The following is a 16,741-nucleotide window of genomic DNA, read 5'->3' as shown; positions in this document are numbered from 1 at the left end:
TGGCGCGCCGTCCTCACAACAGTACGCGTCCATGGACGCACAGGAGACATAAGATGACCCGACGTTACCTGCAATCGGTGCTGCTCGCCGGCGCTCTCGTGGCTGGCCTGTCGGCCGCACCCGCACTGGCCGATTCCAACTACCCCAATCGTCCGGTGCGCGTCGTCGTGCCGCTGACGCCCGGCTCGGGCGCCGACATCGTGGCGCGTACGCTGGCCAAATCCCTGGAAGCCCTATGGAGGCAACCTGTCATCATCGAAAACAAGCCCGGCGCCGGCGGCACCATCGGCACCCGCGAGGTCGTCAGCGCGCCTGCTGACGGCTATACGCTGCTGATCCAGAGCGCCTCGCACGCGGCCAACCCGGCCATCTACAAATCCCTGCCCTACGACCCCACCAAAGACTTGATCGATGTCGCGCTACTGGCCACCTCGCCCTACGTGCTCGTCTCAGCCATGGACGGCCCCTACCAGACCGTGAAAGCCATCGTGGACGCCGCCAAGGTCAAGCCGCAGGCCGTGCCGTTCGCCTCGGCCGGCATGGGGACGGCCTCCCACCTGGTCGCCGAACTGTTTGCCATGCACGCGAAGCTGGACATGCTGCACATTCCCTTCAAGGGCTCGCCCGACGCCATTACCGACGTCGCCGGCGGCCGCACGGCGTTCTACATGGCGCCGCTGTCGACCGTCCGCGGCATGCTGAACACCAAGTTGCGGCCGGTGGCCGTCACTTCGGCCGAACGCGCGGCATCGCTGCCGTCGGTACCGACCGTCGCGGAGTCCGGCTACCCCGACGTCAAGGTTGATCTGTGGATCGGCATGTGGGCGCCCGCCGGCACCCCGGACGACGTCATCCAGAAGCTGGCCAAGGACGTCAGCCAGGCGCTGCAATCGCCCGAACTGCAGGCAACGTACGCCGCGGCCGGCAATCAGGTCCGGCTCATGTCGCCCGTCGATTTCGCCCAGTTCGTCCGCAAGGACATTGACACCAACAAGCAACTGGTCAAGCAGGCCAACATCACACCTCAATGATGCGCCCGCCGCCCGGAACCGGGCGGCGCGGGTCTCGCCACACGCGGTCTGCCCTGAGCGTCGTCACGCTTGGGCCACCTCCGTGAACAGCTCCAGATGGTGTTGACCATGGGCCGTACAGTTGGCTGAGAGAATTGATTTTTTATCAGATTGAGCGACATGCCCGTGCTTACTGCGTTAAACGAATGCTTCACGACGGCGGTTTCAAACAGGAGTCCTGATTTTTGTTCAGTGGACTCTGTCGTGTGATCCTGTGGCGGCAAGAGTATTCTTCCGCACATTCCCGATCTGATCAGAGGAGGTGGTCGCCTCCCTTCTATGTAAGAGGGTGAGGGACAATTGAGTGGATAGTGACAGTCTTGTCCGTGATACGGCACGAGACTTTCTTCTAAGTTTCAATCCGTAGGCGCTATACGTAGTGCCACGATATGCCTGCGAGTTGGAATCCAGGGGGGGGAATCATCATGAACGAGATCAGGCTGAATCTGACCGCGCATATCGAGGAGTCGGTGGCTCCGGAGAGAGCCGCGCAGGTAGTCAAAGCCGTCATATCCGGTGGGCTTTTCTTCTGGAATCCTGTTGGAGAAGGTCGAATGCCAATGAGAGTAGACGGTGGCGACCTGGAGATGGCACGTTTGGCATCCGTCATGGATATTATTCCGCCGACCGTCGCCAAGCCTATCGGAGCTCCTGTGAGAGGTGAGTAGCTACGCGGGTATATCTATTGAGCAGCAAGTATTGGAAGAGTTGGTGAAGTTCGAAGCCCTTGCAGTTTACGTTTCAGGAGTTGTTCCGACTGGTGCATGAATGTTGGCCTGGCTGCGTTGCTCTCCTGATGCTCAGGCCTCACTCCGCCGCGCGCTTTCTCGGCCGGCCGCGCGGCGCGGGCGTCGGGCGGCGCGATGCTTTCAGGCTGAGCTGCTGCAGGAACGGTTCGTCGCCAAGCGCCCACTGGCCGTGCAGCGCCCGGCGTATGGCTTCCGCCTGCGCGCTGGACAGGCCCTCCTCCAGCATGGCCCGGTAGTTGGTCTGCCGCTCGAAAGGCGTGTTGCCGCAGCTCCAGTAATCCGCATGATCGTTCAGCAGCGACTGGAAGCTGTTGTTCATGCCGGTATGACATCGCGCCGACGACCATTGCCAGGTCGTGGCATGGCTGGTGCGGCCCAGCTGCACGGGGAGGGATTCTAGCCATATCAATGCGGGCAGCACCCACTGCGAAGGCTGCAGCAGGGCGCTGCGGTAGCGCCCGTCGAAGACGCGTCCATGGCGCAGGCGGGCGGCGATGCGTCTGCCCAGCGCCTGGAACAGCCGGGACAGGGCGGTCGGGTCTTCCGGCGTGGCCAGCACCGTGATGCGGTCCTCCATCAGCAGCCAGCCGTGCAGGGCGATGCCCAGAGGCGCCGCGTCCTGCGTCAGCCACATGCGCAGCAGGTCGAGCGGGGGGATATCGGGTTCGGCGGGGATGGGGGACAGCGGATGGATGAAGGTAGACTGTGCCAGTTGCGGCACATTCGGCGCGTACAGGCGTGGCAGTCTGGCCATGGGTATGGGTACACTAGGTTTATCGTCGATCCAGTTTACACGGAGGAAGCGCCATGTCGATACATTCTTCCCGCGCCGGGCAGCCCCGGCACATTCGCAAGGTGGCGGTCTGCGGCGCCGGCGTCATGGGGGCGCAGATCGCGGCGCATTGCGTCAACGCGGGTCTGCCCGTCGTACTGTTCGACCTGTCTTCCAAAGAGGGTGACAGGACGGCCATCGCCCGCAAGGCGGTGGCGCAGCTGGCCAGGCTCAAGCCTGCGCCATTGGGCAGCCCGGAACTGGCGGACGCCATCGTGCCGGCCAACTACGACGACGACATGGCGCTGCTGGCCGATTGCGATCTTGTCATTGAGGCCATCGCCGAGCGTCTGGACTGGAAGCACGACCTGTACCGCAAGCTGGCGCCGCACGTGGCGGAAGGCGCGATTCTGGCCAGCAATACCTCGGGCCTTCCCATCCGGTCCCTGGCCGAGGCGCTGCCCGCCGCATTGCGCGAGCGTTTCTGCGGCGTGCATTTCTTCAATCCGCCGCGCTACATGCCGCTGGTCGAATTGATCCCCACGCAGGAGACGCGGCCGGAGCTGCTGGACCACCTGGAGACATTCCTGGTCTCCACCCTGGGCAAGGGCGTGGTGCGCGCCAAGGATACGCCCAATTTCATCGGCAATCGCATCGGCGTCTTCGGCATCCTGTCGGTCATGGCGCAGGCGCGGGCATTCGGCTTGCCGTACGAACTGGTTGACGAACTGACGGGCACCCGTCTGGGCCGGGCCAAGTCGGGTACGTTCCGCACGGCGGACGTCGTCGGACTGGATACGCTGGCGCATGTGGTGCGCACCATGCAGGATCAGTTGCCGGACGATCCGTTCCATGCGCTCTATCGCGTTCCAGAGGTGGTAGAGGCCCTGATCGCCAAGGGCGCGCTGGGGCAGAAGACGGGGGCGGGCTTCTATCGCAAGGAAGGCAAGGCCATCCTGCGCCTGGATCCGGACAGCGGCAGCTATGTGCCCGCCGATGCGCGCATCGACGACGCGGTCGCCGCCACCCTGGCACAGCGCGACCCCGCCGCACGGCTGAGCGCGTTGCGGGAGTCTTCGCATCCGCAGGCGCAGTTCGTATGGGCCTTGCTGCGCGACAGCTTCCACTACGCCGCTGTGCATCTGGCCGATATCGCCGATACGGCCCGGCAGGCTGACCAGGCCATGCGCTGGGGCTTCGGGCATGCGGCGGGGTCGTTCGAGCTGTGGCAGGCGGCTGGCTGGAGGCAGGTGGCGCAATGGATACAGGATGACATCGCGGCGGGCCGCACTCTGTCGGATGCGCCGCTGCCGGAATGGGTCATGCGGGGGCCAGTGTGGGAACGGCAGGGAGTGCATGTTGCGGAAGGCTCCTGGAATGCCGGGGAAGGCCGCTTCGAGCCCGCCAGCGACCTGCCGGTGTATGAACGCCAGTTCGGCGCACCGCTGCTGTTCGGAGAATCGCGCGGCCAAGAGGGCGTGGTCGTGCACGAAACGGACGCTATCCGATGCTGGACGCTGCCCGAGCCTCATCCGCAGGATGTGCTGATCGTATCGTTCAAGACGAAGATGCATACGCTGGGGCCGGACGTGGTGCGCGGCATCGCGCAGGCCGTCGATCTGGCGGAGTCGGACTACGCCGCCATGGTCATCGGCCATGTGGATGATCCTTTCTCCGCGGGAGCCGACCTGAAGGCCATGCTGCCGGCGTTCCAGTCCGGCGGCGCGGCGGCGGTGGAGCCCATGGAGCGCGAGATGCAGGAGATGGCGCTGCGCCTGCGCTATGCCCAGGTGCCCGTGGTGGCGGCGCTGGCGGGGCTGGCATTGGGCGGGGGCTGCGAACTGGCCGTGCATTGCGCCCGGCGCGTGGCGCATTTCGAGACCTATATCGGCCTGGTGGAAGCCGGCATCGGCGTGGTCCCCGGCGCGGGCGGCCTGACGTTCGGCGCGCGCCGGGCGGCGGAGCTGCGGGCGCAGGCGGCGCCGGATGCGCCGCTGACGGCCTTCCTGAAGCGCTTCGTCACGGCGGCGGCCACGGCGCAGGTGTCGGCGTCTGCGCTCGATGCGCGCCGCATCGGCTATCTGCGCGACGAGGACATGGTGGTGATGAACCGGCACGAGGTCCTGCCCGCCGCCGCGCAGCAGGCCCGGGCATTGGCGCAATTGGGCTGGCGCCCGCCTCTGCCGGCGCGTTTTCCGGTGGCGGGGCGGGATGCCATCGCCACGTTCAAGGCGCAACTGGTCAATATGCAGGCGGGCGGCTTCATTTCCGCGCACGATTTCACCGTGGCGGAAAGAATCGTGCACGTCATCTGCGGCGGCGATGTGGATCCGGGGTCTCTGGTCGATGAGGCCTGGATTCTGCGGCTGGAGCGAGAGGCCTTCCTGTGGCTGCTGGGCCAGCCCAGAACGCAGGAGCGGATCGAAAGCGTGCTGAAGACCGGCAAGCCGGTGCGTAACTGAGCAAGGGAGGCGGACATGGAACAGAATCTGCAACAGGCTTATATCGTCGCCGCCACGCGCACGCCGATCGGCAAGGCGCCCAGAGGCATGCTGTCCGCCACGCGGCCGGACGACTTGCTGGCGACCGCGCTGCGCGGCCTGATGGCGCAGGCGCCGCAACTGGATCCCGCGGCCGTCGAGGATGCCATTGTCGGCTGCGCTATTCCCGAGGGCCCGCAGGGCTTCAACGTGGCCCGTATCGGCGTATTGCTTTCCGGCCTGCCCCATACCGTGGGCGGCATGACGGTCAACCGCTTCTGCGCGTCGGGGCTCAGCGCCATTGCGGTTGCGGCAGACCGCATCCGCACCGGACAGGCGGACGTCGTCATCGCCGCCGGCACCGAATCCATGAGCCAGGTGCCGGTGATGGGGGTGAGCACGACCTTCAGTCCGGATATCTACGCGCGCGATGAAAACTTCGGCATTGCCTACGGCATGGGCGTGACGGCGGAGCAGGTGGCCAGCCGCTGGAACATTTCTCGCGAGGACCAGGACGCGTTCGCGCTGGAGTCGCATCGCAAGGCGCTGGCGGCGCGGGAAGCAGGAGAATTCGCCGATGAAATCCTGCCGGTCGAGGTCGTGTCGCGTCGCCCCGACCTGGCATCCGATCAGGTGCGCGAAACCCGGAAGGTCGTGTCCCAGGACGAGGGTCCGCGCGCCGATACCAGCCTGGAGGCGCTGGCGAAGCTGCGTCCGGTGTTCGCCGCCAAAGGCAGCGTGACCGCGGGCAACAGTTCGCAGATGTCCGATGGGGCGGGCGCATTGCTGGTCGTGTCGGAACGCGCCCTGAAGACGCATAATCTCACGCCGTTGGCCCGGTTCGTGTCGTTTTCGGTGCGCGGCGTGCCGCCGGAAATCATGGGTATCGGGCCCAAGGAGGCGATTCCGCTGGCCTTGAAGCAGGCTGGACTGGCGTTGAACCAGATCGGCTGGATCGAACTGAACGAGGCGTTCGCGGCGCAGGCGCTGGCAGTGATGCGCGACCTGAACCTGGATCCGCAGGTCGTCAATCCCATGGGCGGCGCCATTGCGCTGGGGCATCCGCTGGGGGCGACGGGCGCGATCCGCGCGGCCACGGTGGTCCATGCGCTGCGCAGGCATGATCTGAAGTACGGCATGGTGACCATGTGCGTCGGCACCGGCATGGGCGCGGCGGGGATTTTCGAGCGCGTTTGATGCGCGAAGGGTGGAATATGGAGGTGCGGGAGCTGTCTCTGCCTGGTGTCAAGCTGCTGTCGCCGGCCGTGCATCGCGACGGCAGGGGATGGTTTGCCGAGCAGTACCGGCGGGACGACTATCGCCGTTGGCTGGGCGTGGATGCGGATTTCGTGCAGGGCAACCTGAGCCAGTCGGGCCAGGATGTGCTGCGCGGCCTGCACCTGCAGCTGCGCCAGCCCCAGGGCAAGCTGGTCTGCGTGCTGCAGGGGCGCATACAGGACGTGGTGGTGGACGTGCGCATCGGCTCGCCGTCGTTCGGCCGCTTCCTGTCGGTGGAACTGGATGGATCCGACTTGCGGCAGCTCTGGGTGCCGCCGGGATTCGCACATGGCTTCGCCGTGCTGTCCGGGCAAGCGCTGGTCTCCTATCAGTGCACGCGCTATTACGATCCGGGCGACGAGGTCTGCCTGCGCTGGGACGACCCCGAACTGGGAGTCGCCTGGCAGGTGGATCGTCCTATCCTGTCGCCGCGCGATGCGGACGGGTTGAGCCTGCGGGAGCTGCGTCGGCGGCTCGGGGCCTGAGCCGCCGGCGTTCTATCGTTTGGCGCTGTCGTTGCGGAACTGCTCGATCCAGTGCCGTGTCGAGGCGTCGTGCGCGGCGTCGACGGGGATGTCGCCGTTCAGTTCGCGCGTGATGCCTGTGGCCAGCACCTTGCCGTATTCCACGCCCCATTGATCGAAGGGGTTGATGCCCCAGATCAGGCCCTGCACGAAGATCTTGTGCTCGTACAGGGCTAGCAGGGAACCCAGCGCGTAGGGCGAGAGGCGCGGCAGCACGATGAGGTTGGACGGGCGGCCGCCGGGGTGGGTGCGGTGCAGCGCCAGGGCTTCGGCCTCGTCGTGCGACATGCCGGCGGACAGGCACTCCATCATCGCATGGCTGTGCGACTTGCCTTCCAGCAGCGCTTCGCGCTGCGCCAGGCAGTTGGCGAGCAGGCTTTCGTGATGGTTGCGCCACTGGTGGTCCGCGTTCTGACAGACGATGAAATCCACGGGCGCGCCATCGCTGCCCTGGTGCAGCCACTGGAAGAAGGTGTGTTGCGCATCCGTGCCGGGCATGCCCCAGACGGCGGGTCCGGTGGGGACGCCGACAGGCTGGCCGTCCAGCGTGACGGACTTGCCCAGCGATTCCATTTCCAGCTGTTGTATGTAGGGTACCAGGGCCGCCAGGCGGAAGTCGTAGGGAGCGATGTTCAGCGAGCCATAGCCCAGGACACTGCGGTTGACCACGCCCGACAGCGCCATCTGCACAGGGGCGTTCTTCTCGATGGGCGCATTGGCGAAGTGATGGTCCATGGCCGTGGCGCCCGCCAGCATGCCGGCCACGACGTCGGAGTTGATGGCCAGCGCGGTGGTCAGGCTGACCGAGGACCAGAGGGAGAATCGGCCGCCGACCCAGTCCCACAGCCGGAATACGTGGGAGGCCGGGATGCCCCAGTCGCGCGCCGTCTCGGGGCGCGCGGTAATGGCCACTACGTGCTGGTAGGGGTCTTCGACGCCGGCGGCGCGCAGGCGCTCCAGGGCGCGCAGGCCGTTTTCCAGGGTTTCGGCCGTGGTGAACGATTTGGACGCCATCACGATCAGCGTGTCGCGCAGGTCCAGCCCGGCCAGCCCGCCTTCGATGGCATGGCCGTCGATATTGGCGACGAAGCGGACCTGGCGCCACATGCCGGCGTAGCCGAAGGCGCCGACCGCCAGGCGCACGCCCCAGTCGCTGCCGCCGATGCCGATGTGCACGATGTTGCGCCAGCGGCGCTCGGAGTCGGCCTTGCGGATGAATTCGTTCATGCGCTGGCGCTCGGCGTTGATCGGTCCGACCGGGGCGGCCGCGCGCAGGGCGGAGTGCCACGCGGCGCGCTTTTCGCTGGGATTGACGATGCCGCCTTCCAGCAGGTGCCGGCGCATGGCGTCGAAATTGCGGGCGTCGAGCAAGGCCTGCGCGGCGGCGGTCAGTTCGGGAGAATGGCGCTGGGCGCTGATGTCCAGCTGCAGTCCCGGGGTGTCGATGATGCGCGCCCGGTCGAAGGAAATGGCGGACTGCTGCGTCGCGGCGACGAAGTTGCGCCATTCGGGCAGCGATGGCAGGGGCAGGGGATTGTTGTTATCGCTCACGATTCGGACCTCAGGCAGTCAGGGCGGGCTTTTGGCCTGCGGAATGCTCGGAAAAACGCCGCAATACGCATTGGCGTATCGCGGCGCTGGTGTTGGGCTGTGCCGCGAATCAGGCGTTGCGATTCAGCGCCTTGATCAGGCCATCGATGCCGCCGGCGTTGATTTCCTGGTTGAACTGATTGCGGTAGTTCTGGATCAGCCAGATGTTTTCCACGTTCAGATCATAGATCTTCCAGCCGTCGGCCGTCTTTTCCAGACGGTAGTCGATGGAAACGGGGGCGCCGCCGCGTTCCTTGGTCAGAGAGGACTTGACGACAGTATCGGTGGCGTCGGCGGCGCCGCGATAGGGCAGGATGACCAGGGTCGAGTGCGGGGTGACCTGACGGAAGGCGGTGCTGTAGGTGCGGATCAGCGTTCCTTTGAAAGCCTCGACCAGGCGCCGCTGCTGATCGGGCGTGGCCTGTCGCCAGTGGCGGCCGGCGGCGAGGCGGGTCGTCTTTTCCAGGTTGACGTAGGGCAGGATGTAGGTGTTGACGACTTCGGTGATGGCGGCGGGGTCGCCGGAGCGTACGGCGTTGTCCGCCTTCATGGCGTCCAGGGCGCGTTCGCCGACGGCCTTGACGAAAGCGTCGGCCGGTTGTTGCGGGTCGATGCCGTTCTGGGCCAGGGCCTGGCCGACGCAGGCCGCGCCCACCAGGGCGACGGCGGCGACGCGGCGCAGCAAATGAAGGACAGGCGACAGGAAGGTCTGTGATTGCATGATGAACTCCTTAGTTTGCGGCGGCAGGCTGGCTCTGGGCCGCATTGCCGGAATCGGCGGGCAGGTCGTCTTCGTCGTCGGAGTAGTCGGGCAGGTTGTCGTCCGCCGCGGAGCCTTCGACCATGGCCTTGCGTTTCTGCAGATAGGCGTCGCGGATGAAGCTGTAGCGATCCAGCGCAGTCTCGTCGACCAGGCGGTCGGCCTCCAGCAGCGCCGCGCGTCCGTCGACGATGTACAGGCCGAGGATGGAATTGCGCACGGGAACGTCATCGATTGCGAAGATGGGGGTGCTGGCCGATGCGCCCAGGGCCATCATGCCGACATTGCCGACTCCGTCGCGCAGGGTGCTGGCGCCCAGGAAGGGCAGCACCAGGTAGGGCCCGGAGTCCAGGCCCCAGACGCCGAGCGTGACGCCGAAGTCGTTTTCGATGCGGTAGGCGCCGTTCATGGAGGCGACGTCGATACAGCCGCCCAGGCCCATGGTGGAGTTGAACAGCACGCGGCCCAGGGTGTTGATGAAGTCGTGGCCGCGCCCCTGCGCGAAGCTGTTGACGGCGGACCAGAGGTCGCCCATGTTGCGGAAGATATTGTTGATGCAGGTGCGTGCCGGCCTTGGCGTGATGGCTTCGTAGCCTTGGGCGATGGGCTTGAGCAGCGCTTTGTCGATAGTTTCGTTGAAGTTGTGCACGCCGCGATTCATGCCTTCCCAGGGATCGGAGGGATGAGGGTTCTGCACGCTGGCGCATCCTGTGGCCAGAAGCACGGCTGCGGCGGCGGGAGCCAGGCGGGGCAGCGGATTGCGGCGTCGTTCTCGAGTCTGTGCGTTCATGTGCGTTCCAGCGATAAAAGGTTCTGTTCGTTGCCGATGGGGTTATTCCGCCGCGCCTTGGTCGGCGGAGTTGTAGAGGAATTTGCTGATCAGTTCTTCCAGCACGACGGCGCTTTGGGTGTAGCTGATTTCGCTGCCCTGCTTGAGGTCTTCATCCTCTCCGCCGGGTGTCAGGCCGATGTATTGCTCGCCGAGCAGGCCGGAGGTCAGGATGGAGGCGGAGGAGTCCTTGGGGAAGGTGTACTGGGTTTCGATGTCCAGCGTGGCCACCGCGCGGAAGGTCTGGTTGTCGAAGTGGATGCCGGATACGCGGCCCACGACCACGCCGCTGCTCTTGACCGGTGCGCGCACCTTGAGGCCGCCCAGGTTGTCGAAGTGGGCCTGGACCTGGTAGGTGGGGGCGAAGGAGAACGAGCTGAGGTTGCCGGCGCGCAGGGCCAGGAAAACCAGGGCCACGATGCCCAGCAGTACGAACAGTCCTACCCAGAAGTCGGTTTTTTCACGTGCCATGAGATGGTTTCCGTTCTTGCATTAATCAGTTGAACATCAGTGCCGTCAGCACGAAATCCAGGCCGAGCACGGCCAGCGCGCCGCTGACGACGGTGCGTGTCGTGGCCCGGGAGACGCCCTCGGGCGTGGGCTTGGCGTTCCAGCCTTCGTACAGTGCGATCAGCGTGACGACGATGCCGAAGATCAGGCTCTTGATGACGCCGTTCAGGACGTCGTTGAACACGTCCACGCCGTCCTGCATCTGCGACCAGAACGAGCCTGGGTCGACACCGATCATCTGCACGCCGACGACCCAGCCGCCCAGGATGCCGACGGCGGAGAAGACGGCGGCCAGCACCGGCATGGCGATGACGCCGCCCCAGAAGCGCGGCACCAGCACGCGGCGTATGGGGTCGACGGCCATGACTTCCATGGCCGGAATCTGTTCGCTGGCTTTCATGAGGCCGATTTCGGCGGTCAGCGATGTGCCGGCCCGCCCGGCGAACAGCAGGGCGGTGACGACGGGGCCCAGTTCGCGGGTCAGCGAGAGTGCCACCAGCAGGCCCAGGGCTTCTTCGGAGCCGTAGCGGCTGAGGGTGTAGTAGCCCTGCAGGCCCAGGACGAAGCCGACGAACATGCCCGAGACGGCGATGATGACCATCGAGTAGTTGCCGATGAAGTGGATCTGCTGTGATACCAGGCGCGGGCGCGTCAGCGCGATGCCGCTGCGCGCCAGGATGGCGAACAGCAGGCGGGTGAAGGCGCCCAGGCCGTACAGCGTGGTCGTCAGGAGGCGTCCGAGCGCGGTGATGAGGCGTGCGATGGCTGTCATTTGCGCCTCGCTGATTGGTCGAGCCAGGCGTCGAATGCCGGGGTGGCCGGGTAATGGAAGGCGATGGGGCCGTCCGGCTTGCCCTGGATGAATTGCTGGATGTAGGCGTTGTCGGACGAGGACAGGTCGGCTGGCGTGCCGGCCGCCAGCATTTTGCCCTGGCCGACGATGCAGACCATGTCCGCGATGGAGAAGGACTCCTGCACGTCGTGGGTGATGAGCACGGAGGCGCAGTGGAGGCGGTCGGTCAGGTCGCGGATGAGCTGGGCGGTGATGCCCATGGAGATGGGGTCCAGTCCGGCGAAGGGTTCGTCGTACAGGATGAGTTCGGGTTCGAGCACGATGGCGCGCGCCAGCGCGACGCGCCGAGCCATGCCGCCGGAGATTTCCGAGATGCCGAGGTGGGCGGCGGCGCGCAGGCCGACGGCGTCGAGCTTGTCGAGGACGCGCTGCAGGATTTCGGCTTCGGGCAGTCTGGTGTGTTCGCGCAAGGGGAAGGCGACGTTTTCGAAGACGTTCAGGTCGGTGAACAGGGCGCCTTGCTGGAACAGCACGCCCATGCGCTGGCGCAGGCTGCGCAACTGGGATTCACTGGTCCGGGCGAGGTCGTTGCCGAAGACTTCGATGACGCCTGCCTGGGCGCGGATCTGGCCGGTGGCGCCGCGCAGCAATGTGGTCTTGCCGGAGCCGGAGCCGCCCATCATGGCCACTACCTGGCCGCGCCGGACATCGAGGCTGATGTCGCGCAGGACGGTGAAGTCTCCATACCCCAGGGATACGCCGGTGAAGCGCAGGATGGAGTCGGACGGTGGCGTGGCGTCTGATACAGTCATGGGCGATATGTTGGTAACAAGTGGCCTATTGTATCTGTTGCGCGGATTGGATGAGATTTGCGTTGTTATTTTGATGCAGGATAGTGCGTCCTGAGGCTGGATAGAAGTTTGCTGTTACATCTGGCTGGCAAGGGTGTTGTTTTTCGGGGGCTGTTTTGTGGCCTGCGGGGTTGTTTCTGTGAACTTGCGGCAGCGGCGCCCGGTCGGCACAGGGCCGCGCCTTTGGGGCATTGGGAAGATTCGAACCGCATGCACATCTTTGCTGTGGTTCGCTCCTGTTTCTTTCTGCTGGTTCGGTGTCCGGGCCAGGGCTTGATCGCATCTGCGATGCCCCTGGTTCCGGAGGTCGTTATGCTAGAACCTTGGAGAAAAACTCAAGCGTCCGCTCGCGGGCGAGGGCGTAGGCTTGCTGGTCGAACGATCCCCGTTGGTCGCAGCCGAACCCATGTCCCGCGTCATACAGGAATACCTCGACTTCAGGCTGGGCTTGCTGGAATTCGGCTACTTCGTTCATGGGGATCGAAGTGTCTGTCTTGCCGAAATGGACTTGTACCGGGATTTGGGACGCGAGGTCTTTCGCCTTGACTATGCCGCCGGGGTACCAGCATGAGGCGGCCTTGAGGCCCGGGAGCTTGCAGGCGGACTGCCATGCAAGCGCGCCGCCCCAGCAATAGCCGACAATGGCGGCGGATTTCCCTTCGAGCGCCCCGATGGCGGCTTCGATGTCGAGCAGGGTGTGTTCCAGCGGGATCTTGGCGCGCAGCGCCAGTCCGCGCTGGATGGATTCCGGGGAATAGTCCAGTTCCACGTTGGGTTCGACGCGGTCGAACAGCGCGGGGGCGATGACGTCGTAGCCTTCCGATGCGAAGTGCTCGGCGGTATCGCGAATATGGGCGTTGATGCCGAAAATTTCCTGAAGCAGGATCAGGCCGTACCGATTGCCTTCCCCCGCTCTAAAGGCCGAGATGCGTTGGCCGTCTTTGGTGCTCAGAGCAAGCATGCAGGATCTCCCGTTTGAGGTTTGACCACGCGTTAAAGCGCAAGCCTCGTCGTGCACGACGAGGCCAAGCGACTCAGAAAGCATGGACCGATAACATGTATCGCCACCTACATGTTATCGGACATTTGCGTGCGAGTCCCGATGCATTGCCGGCTGCTGGCCGGCAGACTGGAGCGTTGCTCTCAGCGGGCGGCGAGCGCGGCCAGCGCGTCGGAGGGCAGGTGCAGGGCGAAGTCGGCCATGGCGCAGACGGCCTTCAGCGCCTGTCTGAGTTCGGATTCCTTCACAATCCCGGGAAGATCGTCGCCGGAAAGAATATGGCGCACGCGGGAGTCGGGCTTGCCGAAGCCCGCGAGCAGCCGCAGCGCCGGGATGCCGCTGCGCGCGAAGTTGGCGTGATCCGAGTTCGGCATGAGCGGCAGGTGCGTACCGATATGCAGGCCGGCGCTCGCCGCCGCCTCGCGGACATAGGCGTCCAGCGCGGGGAAGCCGCTGGTCAGGGCCGTCAGCGTATCGTCTCCGGCCACGGTGTCCAGGTTCAGGTTCAGCTTGAGCCGGGATTTTTCCGCGTCGGACATCTGGTCGAGATAGCAGCGGGAACCGGCAAGCGCCCATTCTTCCGCGGAAAACAGGCATATCCTCAGGCTGTGCGTGTCGCGGGAGATGCGGCCGCGCAGGGCGCGCGCCGCCGCGAGGGCGACGGCTACCCCCGTGGCGTTGTCCAACGCGCTGGCGCCCAGGGGGTGGCCGTCGATATGCGCGCTGATGACGATCGTATCGACGGATCCGCCGGGGATGTCAAGGATGCCGATCCTGGCCGACGCCGATGGGGCCTCCTGACCGATGATGGTCAGTCTCACGGTCGCAGGGCCGGATTTCAGGGCATCCGCCAGCGCCTGCCCCGATGCGTGGTCGATATATGCGGCGGGTATGCCGCGGCCATTGACGGGCCTGCCCGATGAACCCGACATCAGCCCGCCGCCCGGATACGGGTTGGCGATCAGGAACCCGGACGCGCCGTGGTCGACCGCCAGGTCGTATTTCCGGCGTCGGTGCACGTGATCGGGAGAGAACGGGTATTCGTGGCGAACCAGGACGATTTTTCCCGGGACGGCCTGGCCCAGGCGCTCGAAATCGGCCTCCCGGCCCTGGCCGAGGTCGATGACTTCCGCCTCCAGTCCTGTGTCCGGCGTGGACATGGATCGCAGCAGCGCGTGGCAGGACAACTGGTTTGCCGCGCTCCCGGGCGCCATGAGTTCCAGGCTGGCCTTGCGGCATGACCAGCCATCGTACGGGATGTCCAGGCGCTGCGGTTCGAGGCCCAGGCCTTGCAGGCGGCCAAGCGCCCAGTCCAGCGCCTGTTCGTCCTCGCCCGTTCCGGCGAGGCGGCCCCCGAAGCCGCAGATGGACAGGAAGTCCTGCATCAGATCGGGATCGTTGCTGGCCTGATCGAGCCATGCATGCTGCTGTGTCGACATGGGAAACCTTATTCTGCGCTGATGCCGGCCTTGCTGATGACGTCCTTCCAGCGCGCCAGGTCTTCGGTGACGGCTGTCTGCAATGCGGCGGCGCCGTGGCTTTGCGGAGGGCTGACGCCGACCGTTGCAAAGCGTTGCTGGACGGATGGGTCGGGAAGCGCGGCGGCCAGGGCGGATTCGAGCCTGGAGATGATTGCCGCCGGCGTTCCCGCAGGCGCGACGATGCCCCACCAGCTTTGCACGTTCAGCGTGTCCAGGCCGCCTGCGTGGAATGTGGGGACATCGGGAGTCGCCGGATGCGGTTCCATGGAGGTGGAGGCGATGGGGCGGATTTTGCCGCCGTCGATCAGCGCCTTGGCCGATGCGATGGTGGTGAAGCTGGCGTCGATCTGCCGGCCCGCCAGGTCGGTGACGGAGGCCGCCGCGCTCTTGTACGGGACGTGCGTCAGCTCGATGCCTGTATTGCTCATGAGCAGTTCGGCCAGCAGGTGAGTAAACGAGCCGTTGCCGCCGGAGCCTATGGAAAGCTGGCCGGGATTCTTCTTGGCGGTCTCGATCAGGTCCTGGTAGGTCTTGATGGGCGAATCCTGGTGGACGAACAGATACATGGGAGCGACGCCCAGCAGGGCGACGGGCGCGAAATCCTTGCTGACGTCGTATTTCACGCGATCGGGATACAGGGCCGGGATGATCGTGAACGGCACATCGACCAGCAGCAGCGTGTAGCCGTCCGGAGCGGCGCTGGCCACGTAGGAAGTGCCGATCATGGACCCCGCGCCGGCGCGGTTTTCCACGATGACGGGCTGGCCCAGTTCCTTGGCCAGCTGTTCGCTGAGGGCCCGGGCCAGCACATCGGAGCTGCCGCCAGCGCCATAGGGGGCGATCAGCCGGACCGGTTGCTCCGGATAGGCGGCGCTTGCAGAGGCGCCGTACAGGAACAGGGGAAGGGTAAGGCTGGATAGCAGCCGTTGCCATGATTTCATGATGGGAGTCTCCGCGATGGGCCATGGATAGCCGATCTATTTTGTCGGGCGCAGACAAGCGGATCAATGGATGTTTAAGCATGGGGTATTCCAGTCCGGAATGCCATGCGGAAAGATGGGGCGGGTGCCTACCGCTGTTCAGGCGCCGTGTTCAGGCTCTTGCTGTATTCCCTGATCCAGTTGCACAGGGCGGCGATGTAGGGATTGGGGCTTTGGGGGCGCGGCTCGAGCAGATAATAGCCATAGCGGCCGGACACCGATTCGCCGAAAGGCCGGACCAGCCGTCCGGACTGCAGATGGTCCTTCACCAGGCACAGCGGGAATATGGCGGCTCCCAGGCCATTGAGCACCGCAGGCAGCAGTATCGAGAAGCCCTCGTACTCGGGAGAGGAGGGCGAAGGGCCGGCCCAGCCGGGCGCCATGGCGCTTTTCCACTCCTCCCAGCCGTAGCCGGGCTGGGCGCGCTTGAGCAGCACCATGTGATCCAGGTCTTCGGGCAGCCGCGGCGGACTGTCCGCGATCAGTTCGGGCGCGACGACCAGCGCCATTTCGCGCCCGCAGAGATACGTGGCGGACATGCCGCGCGCATGGCCGGTATTGAGCTGGATCTCCGCGTCGAAGCGCTCGGTGCTCCGGTCTTCCTTGGGAAGACGGGGGCGTATATTGACTTTCACTTCCGGGTGGCTCGAGAAGAAGTCCTTCAGCGCAGGGATCAGGCAGCTCTGCGCGAAGGACGGGGATACCGCGATATTCAGCGCGATGCGCGACGAAGGATTCGACACCAGGATGTCGGCTTCGTCGATCAGGCGGATGGCCTGCTGGATATGGTCGCGGTAGCGCATGCCGGCATGGCTGAGCTTCAGGCCGTTGCTGGTGCGCTCGAACAGCGGCGTGCCAAGGTGCTTCTCGAGTGCCGCGACGTGCTTGCTGACGGCGCTTTGCGTCAGATGCATGAGTTCGCCCGTCATGCTGAAATTCAAGGTCCTGGCGGCGACCAGGAAAATCCTGAGCGAAGTCAGCGAGTTTCTTGAACCTTTCATGGCGTCCCCCCGGATGCAAGCGTTGCATGGACAAGGGAATCATAAAGCAATGGCCCCGGATGGATGATCCTCC

General features: G+C 65.2%; 16 protein-coding genes. 5 read left to right on the top strand and 11 right to left on the bottom strand.

The features are described 5' to 3' along the window. Nucleotides 1–53 precede the first annotated feature (53 nt). Both EV686_RS13560 and EV686_RS13555 read left to right on the top strand, forming a co-directional pair. Nucleotides 54–1,031 carry a Bug family tripartite tricarboxylate transporter substrate binding protein gene (locus tag EV686_RS13560; protein WP_165972610.1) on the top strand — a complete coding sequence of 326 codons (978 nt, stop codon included), beginning with the start codon at nt 54–56 and terminating at the stop codon, nt 1,029–1,031. Nucleotides 1,032–1,495: 464 nt separating this feature from the next. Further along, on the top strand, nt 1,496–1,738 hold the full coding sequence (locus tag EV686_RS13555; protein WP_132477489.1) for a hypothetical protein: 243 nt from the start codon (nt 1,496–1,498) through the stop codon (nt 1,736–1,738). Nucleotides 1,739–1,877: 139 nt separating this feature from the next. On the opposite strand, the gene EV686_RS13550 is transcribed toward EV686_RS13555, so the two are convergent. Continuing rightward, nucleotides 1,878–2,573, bottom strand: coding sequence for a hypothetical protein (locus tag EV686_RS13550; RefSeq protein WP_132477488.1), 696 nt, complete (start codon nt 2,571–2,573; stop codon nt 1,878–1,880). Nucleotides 2,574–2,626: 53 nt separating this feature from the next. On the opposite strand from EV686_RS13550, the gene EV686_RS13545 reads away from it, so the two are divergent. From EV686_RS13545 to rfbC, 3 genes are read left to right on the top strand one after another with little or no spacing between them, the layout of a single operon-like run. Continuing rightward, nucleotides 2,627–5,053 carry a 3-hydroxyacyl-CoA dehydrogenase NAD-binding domain-containing protein gene (locus tag EV686_RS13545; protein ID WP_132477487.1) on the top strand — a complete coding sequence of 809 codons (2,427 nt, stop codon included), beginning with the start codon at nt 2,627–2,629 and terminating at the stop codon, nt 5,051–5,053. Between the two features lie 15 nt (nt 5,054–5,068). Further along, on the top strand, nt 5,069–6,268 hold the full coding sequence (locus EV686_RS13540; protein WP_132477486.1) for an acetyl-CoA C-acyltransferase: 1,200 nt from the start codon (nt 5,069–5,071) through the stop codon (nt 6,266–6,268). A 17-nt stretch (nt 6,269–6,285) separates the two neighbouring features. Continuing rightward, complete coding sequence (rfbC, locus tag EV686_RS13535) at nt 6,286–6,834, top strand: dTDP-4-dehydrorhamnose 3,5-epimerase (protein ID WP_132477601.1); 549 nt, start codon at nt 6,286–6,288, stop codon at nt 6,832–6,834. 12 nt (nt 6,835–6,846) lie between these two features. Here rfbC and pgi read toward each other — a convergent pair whose 3' ends face one another. The 10 genes from pgi to EV686_RS13485 all read right to left on the bottom strand — a co-directional run bounded on the left by pgi (nt 6,847) and on the right by EV686_RS13485 (nt 16,668). Further along, the gene (gene pgi, locus EV686_RS13530; protein ID WP_243650888.1) at nt 6,847–8,424 is read right to left on the bottom strand and encodes a glucose-6-phosphate isomerase; all 1,578 of its coding nucleotides are present in this window, start codon (nt 8,422–8,424) and stop codon (nt 6,847–6,849) included. Nucleotides 8,425–8,533: 109 nt separating this feature from the next. Beyond that, the gene (locus EV686_RS13525) at nt 8,534–9,184 is read right to left on the bottom strand and encodes an MlaC/ttg2D family ABC transporter substrate-binding protein (RefSeq protein WP_132477485.1); all 651 of its coding nucleotides are present in this window, start codon (nt 9,182–9,184) and stop codon (nt 8,534–8,536) included. Between the two features lie 10 nt (nt 9,185–9,194). After that, entirely contained in the window at nt 9,195–10,013 is an 819-nt protein-coding gene (locus EV686_RS13520) for an MlaA family lipoprotein (protein ID WP_132477484.1), read from the bottom strand. Between the two features lie 42 nt (nt 10,014–10,055). Next, nucleotides 10,056–10,523: an outer membrane lipid asymmetry maintenance protein MlaD gene (gene mlaD, locus EV686_RS13515; RefSeq protein ID WP_132477483.1), complete on the bottom strand. Its 468-nt coding sequence runs from the start codon at nt 10,521–10,523 to the stop codon at nt 10,056–10,058. Nucleotides 10,524–10,548: 25 nt separating this feature from the next. Then, nucleotides 10,549–11,334, bottom strand: coding sequence for a lipid asymmetry maintenance ABC transporter permease subunit MlaE (gene mlaE / locus EV686_RS13510; protein ID WP_132477482.1), 786 nt, complete (start codon nt 11,332–11,334; stop codon nt 10,549–10,551). Continuing rightward, nucleotides 11,331–12,167 (bottom strand): ABC transporter ATP-binding protein, encoded by an 837-nt coding sequence (locus tag EV686_RS13505; protein WP_132477481.1) that lies wholly within the window; start codon nt 12,165–12,167, stop codon nt 11,331–11,333. Before EV686_RS13505 ends, mlaE begins: the two co-directional genes overlap by 4 nt. Nucleotides 12,168–12,516: 349 nt before the next feature. Then, on the bottom strand, nt 12,517–13,167 hold the full coding sequence (locus EV686_RS13500; protein WP_132477480.1) for a dienelactone hydrolase family protein: 651 nt from the start codon (nt 13,165–13,167) through the stop codon (nt 12,517–12,519). A gap of 182 nt (nt 13,168–13,349) precedes the next feature. Continuing rightward, nucleotides 13,350–14,645 (bottom strand): M28 family peptidase, encoded by a 1,296-nt coding sequence (locus EV686_RS13495; RefSeq protein ID WP_132477479.1) that lies wholly within the window; start codon nt 14,643–14,645, stop codon nt 13,350–13,352. An 8-nt stretch (nt 14,646–14,653) separates the two neighbouring features. After that, the gene (locus EV686_RS13490; RefSeq protein WP_132477478.1) at nt 14,654–15,628 is read right to left on the bottom strand and encodes a Bug family tripartite tricarboxylate transporter substrate binding protein; all 975 of its coding nucleotides are present in this window, start codon (nt 15,626–15,628) and stop codon (nt 14,654–14,656) included. Between the two features lie 128 nt (nt 15,629–15,756). After that, the gene (locus EV686_RS13485) at nt 15,757–16,668 is read right to left on the bottom strand and encodes a LysR substrate-binding domain-containing protein (RefSeq protein ID WP_132477477.1); all 912 of its coding nucleotides are present in this window, start codon (nt 16,666–16,668) and stop codon (nt 15,757–15,759) included. Nucleotides 16,669–16,741: the final 73 nt, after the last annotated feature.

Origin of the sequence: Paracandidimonas soli (assembly GCF_004342005.1) — a bacterium.
GTDB classification, from domain to species: domain Bacteria; phylum Pseudomonadota; class Gammaproteobacteria; order Burkholderiales; family Burkholderiaceae_B; genus Paracandidimonas; species Paracandidimonas soli.
The sequence above is the reverse complement of the archived record's forward strand: the minus strand, read 5'-3'. Positions and strand labels throughout refer to the sequence as shown.